This window comes from Agrobacterium sp. MS2, from assembly GCF_003261015.1.
Taxonomy (GTDB): domain Bacteria; phylum Pseudomonadota; class Alphaproteobacteria; order Rhizobiales; family Rhizobiaceae; genus Agrobacterium; species Agrobacterium pusense.
In genome coordinates this window covers 1-10956 of sequence record NZ_QLNF01000044.1, presented here as the reverse complement: position 1 = coordinate 10956, position 10956 = coordinate 1, and the positions used below count along the sequence as shown (strand labels likewise).

11 protein-coding genes are annotated in these 10956 nt (G+C 55.0%); 5 read left to right on the top strand and 6 right to left on the bottom strand.

The features are described from left to right. Positions 1–29: 29 nt before the first annotated feature. The 5 genes from DOU54_RS15130 to DOU54_RS15110 all read right to left on the bottom strand — a co-directional run bounded on the left by DOU54_RS15130 (position 30) and on the right by DOU54_RS15110 (position 5260). Entirely contained in the window at positions 30–593 is a 564-nt protein-coding gene (locus DOU54_RS15130; protein WP_286079915.1) for a response regulator transcription factor, read from the bottom strand. A 39-nt stretch (positions 594–632) separates the two neighbouring features. Beyond that, positions 633–1412 (bottom strand): SDR family oxidoreductase, encoded by a 780-nt coding sequence (locus DOU54_RS15125; protein WP_113731520.1) that lies wholly within the window; start codon positions 1410–1412, stop codon positions 633–635. Next, positions 1409–3124 (bottom strand): acetolactate synthase catalytic subunit, encoded by a 1716-nt coding sequence (locus DOU54_RS15120; RefSeq protein WP_113731519.1) that lies wholly within the window; start codon positions 3122–3124, stop codon positions 1409–1411. The genes DOU54_RS15125 and DOU54_RS15120 overlap by 4 nt, the downstream gene beginning before the upstream one ends. Then, positions 3124–4458: an aspartate aminotransferase family protein gene (locus DOU54_RS15115; protein WP_072495278.1), complete on the bottom strand. Its 1335-nt coding sequence runs from the start codon at positions 4456–4458 to the stop codon at positions 3124–3126. The genes DOU54_RS15120 and DOU54_RS15115 overlap by 1 nt, the downstream gene beginning before the upstream one ends. 112 nt (positions 4459–4570) lie before the next feature. Then, positions 4571–5260, bottom strand: coding sequence for a GntR family transcriptional regulator (locus tag DOU54_RS15110; protein ID WP_113731518.1), 690 nt, complete (start codon positions 5258–5260; stop codon positions 4571–4573). Positions 5261–5463: 203 nt separating this feature from the next. Here DOU54_RS15110 and DOU54_RS15105 point away from each other — a divergent pair, with 203 nt between their 5' ends. The 4 genes from DOU54_RS15105 to DOU54_RS15090 are packed head-to-tail and all read left to right on the top strand — an operon-like array spanning position 5464 to position 9432. Then, positions 5464–6576 carry an ABC transporter ATP-binding protein gene (locus DOU54_RS15105; protein WP_113731517.1) on the top strand — a complete coding sequence of 371 codons (1113 nt, stop codon included), beginning with the start codon at positions 5464–5466 and terminating at the stop codon, positions 6574–6576. Next, complete coding sequence (locus DOU54_RS15100) at positions 6573–7475, top strand: ABC transporter permease (RefSeq protein WP_113731516.1); 903 nt, start codon at positions 6573–6575, stop codon at positions 7473–7475. The genes DOU54_RS15105 and DOU54_RS15100 overlap by 4 nt, the downstream gene beginning before the upstream one ends. After that, positions 7465–8322 (top strand): ABC transporter permease, encoded by an 858-nt coding sequence (locus DOU54_RS15095; RefSeq protein ID WP_072495274.1) that lies wholly within the window; start codon positions 7465–7467, stop codon positions 8320–8322. Before DOU54_RS15100 ends, DOU54_RS15095 begins: the two co-directional genes overlap by 11 nt. A 27-nt stretch (positions 8323–8349) precedes the next feature. Further along, positions 8350–9432, top strand: a complete 1083-nt coding sequence (locus DOU54_RS15090) for an ABC transporter substrate-binding protein (RefSeq protein WP_113731515.1) — start codon at positions 8350–8352, stop codon at positions 9430–9432. 300 nt (positions 9433–9732) lie between these two features. Here the strand turns inward: DOU54_RS15090 and blcR are convergent, their stop codons facing one another. Then, positions 9733–10560: an IclR family transcriptional regulator BlcR gene (blcR, locus tag DOU54_RS15085; RefSeq protein WP_113731514.1), complete on the bottom strand. Its 828-nt coding sequence runs from the start codon at positions 10558–10560 to the stop codon at positions 9733–9735. Between the two features lie 55 nt (positions 10561–10615). Between blcR and DOU54_RS15080 the strand changes: the two genes are divergently transcribed. Further along, positions 10616–10956, top strand: a 341-nt coding sequence (locus DOU54_RS15080; protein ID WP_146617373.1) for an aldehyde dehydrogenase family protein, incomplete at its 3' end; no start/stop codon positions are given.

Genomic DNA, 10956 nt, shown 5'->3' with positions numbered 1-10956 from the left:
AGCTACGATGAGCCGAAAATCCTCTCTTCTCAATTAAAACACTTCTGTCTCAAGGGCGCTGATCCGGGACAACGGCTAACGACCCTGTCTTTGTTTCTTGCAAGATACAACAGTATTCTGAAATGCAGCGGCGAAAGACTAATAGGCGTACCACCGCGCCACACCCGGACGGATGCAACATTGATTTCCACGTCATCAAGAAAAACGCTGGGGTCGGTTGGTGCGGTTGTGTTCCGCAGCAAGCCATACTTGAGAAAGTCAAGCAGGTTGCCCGGGTCAAATGGGCGCCTCACCACATAGTCAAATATGGACGATTGGACGCCATCCATCATTCTACTGTCGAGCGGGAAGCCGACAAGTCGAATATCTGGCTGCTGTTTCTTTACAAGAATCGCTGCGCGGAGCAGATCGTCCATTGCAAGGCAGATCAGTACTGTGCGGCGTTGTGGCTGCGTCTTGCTATCGTCCGGTAAAAACATGTCGAGGTTCGGCAGCAGGCCGACGTCGTGACCGGCCTGCTCGAGCATGTAACGCAAAATAAGGTAGAGCTCCGGGTCAGTCGTATGGATGATGATCGAGTGACGCAAGAGCATCTCCCTTCGCTTCGTTTTCTGGGTCCGACAATTTGCGGCTCAAGCCGGCGTGTATTCGCCGCCGTTGATGTCTATGATCGCTCCATTGATGAAGCCGGCTTCATCGGAGACTAAAAATCCGACCAGTCGTGCCACCTCTTCGGCCTCTCCTAGTCGCCCGCTTGGTATTCGTTTTGCTGCGTCGAGATTGACTGGCGTCTGCGCGGTTCCCGCCATTGGCGTCAAGATGCGACCTGGAGCGGCGACATTCACTGTGATCCCATCGGCTGAGAATTCGCTGACGAGCGCACGGGCCAAGCCAGCTAGCCCAGCTTTTGATGCTGCATATGCCGCACCGGCGATCATGGGCCGTGTTCGCCCTGCAAGCGAGCCGATCAGGACAATCCGACCAAATCGTTGATTGACCATACCTGGTAACGCCGCCTGGCAGCAGATCATGGCGCCGGTCAAATTCACGGCCAGCACATCATTCCACTCGCAAAGGTCAACAGAGGTAAATCGCTTGGCCACACCGTCCGCTGATTTCGGCGAAATACCCGCGCAATAAACCATCAGCGCAATGGAGGACCACAAGGTTTCGACATCGTGAAAGAAATCGGCAACCTCGCCTGGATTTCTGACGTCGCAACAACCGACCAATAGCTGGTTAGATGCTATCTCAGCCTCGAAGAAAGAGCGCGCGGACTTCGCCGCGCTTTCCGTCTGCCCAAAAACCGCGACCTTGTGGCCAGTATCAAGTAAATGTCGTGCAATCGCCAGTCCGATACCAGACGTGCCACCGGCGACCACTGCTACTCGGCTTTGGCGATCTATCTTCATGCCGCACTATCCATCTGAGCAAAGAGAGACAGTGCAGGGTGAGCCCCAGGATCGGTCATAACCTCGATGAGCAACGGCAACTTTCTTTTCTTCACCTTTTGCATAAGGGTTTTGAGGTCTTGCGGTTGCGTGACCCGAACGGCCTCGCATCCGCACGCTTGTGCAATCTTGACGTGATCGACCTCTGCAAAATGGCAGGCGGTTGTGTATTTTCCGAATTTTACAGTTTCGGCATCACGCTGGAAGCCAAGAATGCCGTTGTTCAGCACGATGATCGTAATCGGAATTTGCATGCGGACCAGCGTTTCAAGCTCGGCCCAACTGTGTGCAAATCCCCCATCGCCCACCAGTGCTACAACATCGCTCTGAGGTGCTGCGACCTTGGCGCCGATTGCAAGGGGAACTCCCCACCCAAGTCCCGCCAGACCCCGGGGGGTGAGCACGCGCGTCGATTCGGAAGAAATTCTGAGTTGGCCGAGGACCCACATCGATGAATAACTAGCATCCGCCACCACCGTAGTGTTTTGATCGATTACCCCTTGAAGCTCGGCCATAACACGTTCGGGACGAAGAGGTGAGGCCTCAGAGCTGTAATACACTCTGCGATCGTCATTGAATTTCCGCCAGCTTTCCCGAAGACGGTCGCAGACAGCCTCTCGGGAAACGGTTCTGAGGTGCAAGTCACAAAGCCTGATCCTTTCACGTAGCCCGACCAAGGTCTCCCGTGCATCGCCAACAAGACGAATTGCCTCAAAATTCCGCCCGACCTCCTGTGGATCGGTATCTATATGAATAATCTGGGCATCAGGAGCGTACTGCCGCCAGTTGTCTGTACCATTCTGGTTCGTCCTCGTGCCAATCAAGACGACAAGGTCCGCATCGCGAACGATCTCGACAGTGTGTTTGCCCAGTGACTTCGGGCCGACAAGAGATGCCAGCACGCCTCCTGAGAGAGGGTGCCACTCATCAACCGAGCCCTTACCCATATTCGTTGTGAAGACGGGTATCGAGCACTCGTCCTGTAGCAGTCGCAACTGCTGGGCCGCCCTGGAGGCGTGGATGCCGCCACCTGCTATCACAACAGGTGCGCGGGCGTTCGCTATCGCTTTCGCGGCGATATCAAGATATTTGTCGGCGGGACGTGATCTGTCGAGCGGCCAATGGCCGAGATTATTCGTTCTTCTCCTTGCCGGCGCAGTAGATACGGATCGCAGAAGATCCGCAGGTAGAAGCAGGGCTGCGGGACCTGCTCGGCCAGACGAGGCAGCGGTGAACGCGGCATCGATGTAATCATCTACCCGCTCTTCCACGGAAACACGACGAACCCATTTGGTGCATGACTGAAACAGGCTGATGTGATCGAAGTCCTGAAACGCGTTTCGATCAGTCTGATCACGCTCCACATCCTGAACAAGTGCAACGACCGGGACGCTCGCCTTCAATGCTTCAGCCAGGGGAGCAACCAGCAGCGCCGCTGCTGGCCCGTTCTGGGCTGCCACGACGCCGACTTTGCCAGAACGCCTGGCGTAGCCATCGGCCATGGCGCCTCCCATGTTTTCCTGGCGATAGGCAATCTGCGTTATACCGATCTTTTCGGCTGCCAGAATGACCGCCGACGGAAGGCTTTGTCCAAAGATCACCTCCACATCATGGCGCCTCAGCGCGTGCGCGATACGCTCAGCGACGGTTATTTCATGAACTGCAGTATCCATTATGCGGCCTCCCAGGCATGTCGATCAAGATTTACGAGGAAATCGTCAAAGACGGAAATAATGTCACCCATGTCACTGTCCGCCATGGGCGTTGATAGCGACGCAGCGGCGCCGTAGGGCATCAAAATCCCATTGTTTGCAAAGTGCCTGCGCAGCAGTTTCAGGACGGTCTCTTCCGAAGCTGTCGGAATGCTGTCCTGGTAAGAAACCGGCGCCACCTTCTTGGCGTGTATTCGAAAGAGCGAAGCCGCTCCCGTTACGCTCAGATTTGCGCCGTGACGTTCGATACGTGATCTCAAACCGTCTCGAACCAGGTTACCCATATGTTCGAGACGTTGGAAAGCATCCTCCGTCAAGGCTTCCATCGCGAGACGGCCAGCGACCATCGACACGGGATTTGCAGAAAAGGTTCCCCCCTGCGTTACTGGTGCCTTACTTCCCTGCTTGCCAAAGGCCGACATGATCTCCCGACGTCCACCGACAGCCCCTACCGGAAAGCCACCGCCGATGATCTTCCCCATTGTGACGAGGTCAGGCTCCAGACCGTAGCGCGCTGAAGCTCCAGCGAAGCCCTGGCGGAGGTTCAGTACTTCATCCGCGATAATGACGATCTCATGTTGCCTCGCCACCTTGTTGATTGTTGCGATAAACTCCTGTGTTGGCTCTATGAGACCCGCCCGGCTGGGCATCGGATCGATAAGAATTGCCGCGAGGCGCCCGGCATTCATCGTGATCTGTTGCTCCACTTGCGTGGGGCAGTTAAATTGGAGGAGCACGACGTCATCTAGTACGCTTGCGGGCATGCCTCGGTAGGCGGCGCAGGGCGTGTTCGATGATGCGTGCTGCCCCGCCTCCGCCCAGTCATATGCGCCGTGGTACGCACCTTCCACCCGTGCGATTGCGACACGGCCGGTCGTTGCTCTAGCGGCCTTGATGGCAAACATCACGGCTTCAGTTCCACTCGCGACGAAGCGGACCTGCTCAACAGCCGGAATCCTGCCTATTAGCAATTCGGCAAGATCAATCTCATGGTTCATCGGGTTAGCAAAGCAACTGCCTGCCCTTAGTAGCCCGGAAATCGCCTCAGTTATGGGTGGATAGGCATGGCCGTGGATCAGGGTTGTGAAATTGTTGTTCAGATCCAGCATACGGTGCCCGTCGACGTCGGTCACAAACGCGCCTTCCCCATAGGCAACAAAGACAGGATGGGGATCCAACTCGATAGTCGCGCGTGTGACGCCGCCTGGAAAAACGGAGGAGGCGCGTTCAAAGAACGCGAGGGACGTTTGCCGCCCAGTTGGACCTGTCGGCGGGGTATTCGACGATAACAGCATTGAATCATAAAACCCTTGTCCTGGAGGAAGACTGGCACTACGCCGGTCACTTGCAATTTTGTTGCAACAAAAATCCCATGAGTCAATATGTGACGTCAATTTAAAGTTCAGTTTATAATTGGTCCGTTATTGCTGCGGCGTTGCGCAGTTTGCGGTAGCCCTCCCTGATGTCGTTCTCTATCGCCGCCCGCACGCCGGCGGGGTCTTTGTCAATGAGAGCCTCAATCGCGACCATGTGATTGTGGACGCCTTGGCGATTTTGCGCGTACTCGGGATAGAGGTTGAGAAGCGTGGGACCAATTCGCGCCCAAAGGGTTTCAATCATGCTGAGCAGGCCGGTCATGCCGCATAGATTATAAATGGCAAAGTGGAATTCCTTGTTGTGCCAAAGAGCATCGTGATACCTGCCTTCTTCTAGGCTAGTGTTTATAATTCCTTGAATATCCATAAGTTTTTCAATTGACGCCTCGTCAGGATTCCTAGCTCCGTATTCCGCTGCGGTTCCTTCTAAGGCGATCCTCGTGACTGTGATATCTCGCAGTTCCGCCCTTGTAAGTGTCGGAACAACGAGCGTCTTTGGACCGGAAAAAACAAGTACCGATTCCGTCGTCAGGCGGTTCAATGCGTCGCGTGCAGGCGTCGTGCTTACGTCGAGTTCGCCGGCTATTCCCCGGACAGTAAACTTGTGCCCCGGGGGGTAGCTTCCACGGATCATTCTCTCCCGTAGCACGTCATAGACCATGCTTCCCATCCGTTGGCCTTGAGCGCCGGTATCACTCTCATCCCGTAAAATGTCGATCATTTTCCCCTCTTGTTCCGTTGACTCATCGCATTTTTGATGTCACAAAAATCCAATGCAAAGTTTTTGCGAACAATATGTGACAACATAAGCGCTATTAGCATCTAATCTGTTACGCGTCGCTGGCTTGGCAAGATAATCTTGAAAGCTGCTCCGAGCACCCGTTTTCACGTTCGTCGCAGCATTAAAAAAAGGAGGGGTAGGTATTGATAGGTGAAACTTTAAAACTTGACGGGCTTGCGAAGAGCTATGGTGACGTCGTTGCAGTCGTTGGTGTCGACGTCTGCGTGCAGCCAGGCGAGTTCGTGTCAGTGCTGGGCCCTTCCGGGTCAGGCAAGACCAGCGTCCTGACGATGATTGCCGGTTTCGAGCGTCCCACGGCAGGCAGGATCGTCATCGGCGACAATGACGTGACCGACCTCGCTCCCAATAAGCGAAATATTGGGATGGTCTTTCAGAAATATGCGCTTTTCCCTCATCTCACCGTCCGTCAGAATATCGCTTTCCCACTAAAGCTCAGATCGCGCTGGCGCTCGGGATGGAAGCAGCGGGCCGACGACATGCTTGACCTCGTTCACCTGGGCGGGCTTGCTGATAGATTTCCTTCTGAACTGTCGGGTGGGCAGCAGCAGCGTGTGGCGGTCGCGCGAGCGCTTGCGTTTGAACCACCCGTTATGCTGATGGACGAGCCCCTCGGCGCGCTTGACAAGAAGTTGCGCGAAGCCATGCAGTTCGAAATCAAGCGCATCCAGAGACAGGTGGGAGCCACTGTCCTTTATGTGACGCATGATCAGGAAGAAGCGCTGACGATGTCCGATCGCGTTGCAATAATGCAGGGCGGAAATATCGTCCAGATAGGAGCTCCCTCCAGTCTTTACCACGCGCCCGCCACCCGTTTTGTTGCTGATTTTGTCGGAAAAATGAGCTTCGTCGACGGAGAGGTTGTTTCTTTTGAAGACGACGGGATGCTCGTCCGATTAGCCGCCGACGTCTTTGTCCGGACCGCTTCTGTCGATGCAGAACGGGGGGCACTCCGGCTTGGTGACGAGGTAATTCTTGCGATGCGTCCCGAGAGGATCGCCTTGAAAAAACGAGGTCCTCAAGGCCTCGGCGCAATTCCAGCTCAGATCGAGAGTCTGGCATTCGTTGGATCATTCCATGCGTTCATCGTCCGCCTGGACCTACCTGGATCACCGCTGGTGGAGGTTCAGGTCGTGACCGGAAGTGAGGTAGATTTCCGCGCCGGTGATTTGGTCGATCTCGTACCCGACCCGCATGCTGTCAGCTTCTTTTCAAAAGGGGAGGGGTCTGTGGCATGAGCGCTTCTTCACCCGCTTCCAGAACACTCGCCAATCTGCAAAGTCTGATGTTTGCTTCGCCCTCTGCAAAAACATATTCCCATGCAGGTGCTTTGCTTTTGCTTCTGCCATCCGCACTCATGCTTTTGACGGGTTTCGTTTATCCCCTGGCGAGGCTCGTCGCGCTCAGCTTGCCCGACATGAGCCTCGAGCTTTACATTCGCATCTTTCGAGAACCGCTTTATCTAAACGTCCTGTGCTCCACGACGGTCGTGGCGTTTGCAGTTATGTGCTGCTGCCTGCTCCTTGGATTTCCTGTAGCTTACGCGATGGTCCGGCTCAAACACCCTTGGGCCCTCATATTGACGGGATGCGTGCTCATCCCGCTCTGGACTTCGGTTCTGGTCCGATCATATGCCTGGATTGTGCTGCTTCAGAGAACCGGCATCGTCAACCAGGCACTTCTGTCGAGCAAGCTCATCAACGAGCCCCTACGCATGATCTACACACAGGGTGCGGTCATCGTCGCAATGACCCATATACTTCTTCCCTTCATGATCATGCCTATCTTTGCGTCACTGCGGGCTATCCCTCCGGAGTATGTTCAGGCGGCAATGAATCTTGGATCAACTCGATTCCACGCCTTTCGCGCAATCATTGTTCCTCTGAGCCTGCCTGGGATATTTGCGGGCTGCGTAATCAGTTTCGTTCTTGCGCTCGGTTTTTATGTCACGCCGGCGTTGGTGGGGGGAGCAGGATCGCTCATGATGGCAACGCTCATCGGTCAACAAACGACTGTCCTGCTCGATTGGCCTTTTGCAGCTGCGCTCTCAACCTCTCTGTTAGTCGTCACGCTTGCCGTCGTAATCATATTTCGAAGAACACTTTCGCTAAACAAGGGGCTGAACAGTGGCATCTGATAGTTCAACATTTCCGGCGCGGCTTTCTTTGGCGCGGCCAATGCGCAATCCCGTCGGACGATATCGCAATATTCTCCGCATATTTACCGCAGGTCTGTTTGTCTTCCTGATAACGGTATTCTTGGTCCTGCCGACATTTCTTGTCATCCCCATGAGCCTGAATGACGGCAGCTATCTCGCGTTTCCACCGCAAGGTCTCACTTTAAAATGGTACAGGGCGTATTTCTCGGATCCGGATTGGATGGCGGCGACATTGTTCAGCCTGAAGGTGGCATTCGCGACAGCTATCGTGGCAACAACCATAGGGACGACAGCAGCGCTTGCACTCGCTAAGAGCAGATTGCCACTTAAGGGGCTTCTGCAAAGCCTGGCGCTTGGGCCTATGATCGTCCCGCATGTGGTTCTGGGTGTGTCGTTTTACCTCGTGTTTTCACCTTGGAGAATAACTGGCACGTTTGCAGGCTTTGTTCTCGCCCACACAGTCTTGGCCGTTCCCTATGTCATGATCGTGGTGGGTGCCGCAGTGCAGAAGTTTGACCCTTCCCTTGAACTCGCGGCCCTTAACTGCGGCGCAAATAGAATTCAGAGCTTTTTTCTCGTAATGCTGCCCAATATAGGACCGAGCGTCGCCTCGGCGTCGGTCTTTGCATTTCTCGCGTCGTTCGATGACGCGACAGTCTCGTTCTTTATTTCTGACATCGGCGGGAAGTCGATTGGACGCAAGATGTTCGAAGATATCGATTTTAACCTCACACCGGTGATCGCCGCCGCGTCAACGGTGCTCGTCGCGATTTCGCTCGCGCTCATGACGGCGGCGCAACTTTTGACTAGTCGAAACAGACACTAATTTCATGTCAACTGAGGAGGATTTGAAATGATCAGATCGGATCAGACGCCGAAGGATTGCCTGAAGTCCGCATTTTACATGTTCGCTACCTTCGCTCTCATGTTCGCTCTTGGGTTTCAAGAGGCGAATGCCGAGCAACGTGTGGTCATTGCTACTACGGGAGGTACCTATGAGAAGGCCCTGCGTGATGCGTGGTTCGAACCCTTTACGGAATTGACAGGCATAAAGGTCATCACTGTTTCTGGAACGGATGCGGAGAAGCGGGCAAAGGTCGCGGCTATGGTTCAAACAGGTAACGTCACCTGGGACCTCTATCTGGATGGTGAAATCCAAGCTGGCTCCGACGCACACTTCGCCGTAACGGAAGATCTGTCTGAGTTTTGTAAACAGTTCATCGACAGCGCGGACCTCCGCGCTGATTCGTGCACGCGCGGCGGGGCGAAATTGCAGTCAACCTCTACGTTGCTGGCTTACAAATTGAATGAGAACGGAAGCAACCCTCAAACCTGGGCTGACATGTGGGATTTGGGGAGGTTCCCCGGTGCAAGAAGTTTTCCTAGCTTTGACGATCCGTGGAGAGTCCTGGCCGCAGCATTGTTGGCGGACGGAGTCCCGAGGGACAAGCTTTTCCCACTTGATGTCGATCGAGCATTTCGCAAGCTCGACCAAATCCGGGACAGTGTTCAGGTCTGGTGGAGGACCGGTGATCAAAGCGTTCAGGCGTTTCGCAATGACGAATATCGCGTTGGGCAGATCTGGTTGACGCGAGCGAAGGCCTTGAAGGCAGAGGGTTACAAGATTGGCTGGAGTTATGATGGCGCATTTCTCGTGGGCGATCGCATAGCGCTCGTGCGTGGCGCGCCAAATCGGCAGAATGCGCTGAAGCTCATTGAGTTCTGGCTGAGGAATCCCGAGGTGCAAGCCAAAGCCTGCGAAACGCTCTCATGCACTCCTCCAAGTCAGAAAGCGATCTCGCAAATTTCACCGGAGGCTCGCGCCAGCCTTCCATCTGCATCAGATGTCGAAAACCGGATCATCGTCCCTGATGCGCAATGGATCAACGCGAACATGCGTATGTTGGTGCAGCGCTGGAACTCCTGGATACGCTGAATAACCCAGGGCGCCAAGGCAACTTGGCGCGCGCGTGGTTTCGCCTGGCACCGAGAGCCATAAGCTGTGATGATAACCGATTGTTGAGTTTCTTCCAAAGGCCGGAAACAGCCAACGCGGTGGATCTTGGATCTCAGATCACAGATCGCTTCTCTTCGTCCCCAACATGTCTATGATGTTTGCAAGCACGACCAGAAGAGCGCCAGGCAAAGTGTCTGTACTGGGGTGCCGGGGCATCGACACACTAGCGCCTACAGCAAGATGCGCCTGTCGCATTGGCTGTAGCGCTACAGTTTGCGGCTAGGCTTTGTGCAATCGGTAGCCAAGCTTTTCAGAAAGCGCCTCAGCGGTTGTGCGAAGCTCCTCCCCAAGGCAAGCGATTTTTTGGTCGCTGGCTTCGCTACGGATCAGGCTGATGGCGATCCCAGCAGATGCGGCTCCCGAGTAATCGCGTATCGCCGCACCAATACAAATCATACCCTCGCGTATCTGACCATCGTCGATCGAATAGCCGCGAGTGCGCGTCAGAGCGAGTTCCTCTTCAAGCTGCGAAAGGCCAGCAACGCTCCTTGATGTCAGAGGCTGTGGAAATTGCGAGAACAACATCCTCAATTCACCGGGCCCCAGATCGGACAGGAGGATCTTCCCGGTGGCCGTAAATGGCGCCGGCAGACGCATACCGATCCGAAACGTGTGTCCAAGAGGCTGAGCCGAGTTGCGACAGCCGATGTAAACGACTTCGCCACCCTCGCGGACGGTGAGGGTCACCGTATAGGGATCGAGATCGTGGCGCTGGGCGAGATGGTCGTTGAATGTCGATACGATATCGAGGTGCGACAGAAAGCCGTTCGCCCATCTGAGCGAGTGGGGTCCAATACGCAGGGTTCCATCGGCAGATCGCGCCAGAAGATCAAGCTCAGTCATCACCGCAAGCAAGCCATGCGCGCTGCTTTTGGGCAAATCCAGAAATCGTGTCAGCTCGGCTGCTCTCAGGTCCCGCGGGGAACCTGCCACAAGATCCAGAATACGCACGGCGCGTCTGAGTGCCGGTACAGTGTCTGATATTTGCGACGATTGTTGATCTTCAGCCATGCACCTTCCTTGACACACTTGGCCGCTTTGGCCCATAGTTCACTGTAATGACTAAAGTTCAATTGGTTGAACTCTAGTGCGGGAGAGGTCGATGATCAAGCTAAAAAATGCGGCGCTGTTGCGTGATGCCTGCCTGGTGAATGGTCGCTGGCTGAAAGCTGCGGATGGCAAGACGATTGCGGTGGAAAATCCCGCCAACTCGATGATCATCGGTCATGTTCCCTCATTGTCGGCAGATGAGGTTGAAGCTGTAGTCGAGTCAGCAGGCAAGGCATTTTCCGAGTGGAGCCGCCGGGCTGCGAAGGACCGCGCTGCCATATTGCGCCGCTGGTTTGATCTCATGGTGGCGAATGCTGACGATCTTGGTGCGTTGATGACTGCCGAGCAGGGAAAGCCGTTTGCGGAAGCAAGGGGCGAAGCCGTTTATGCGGC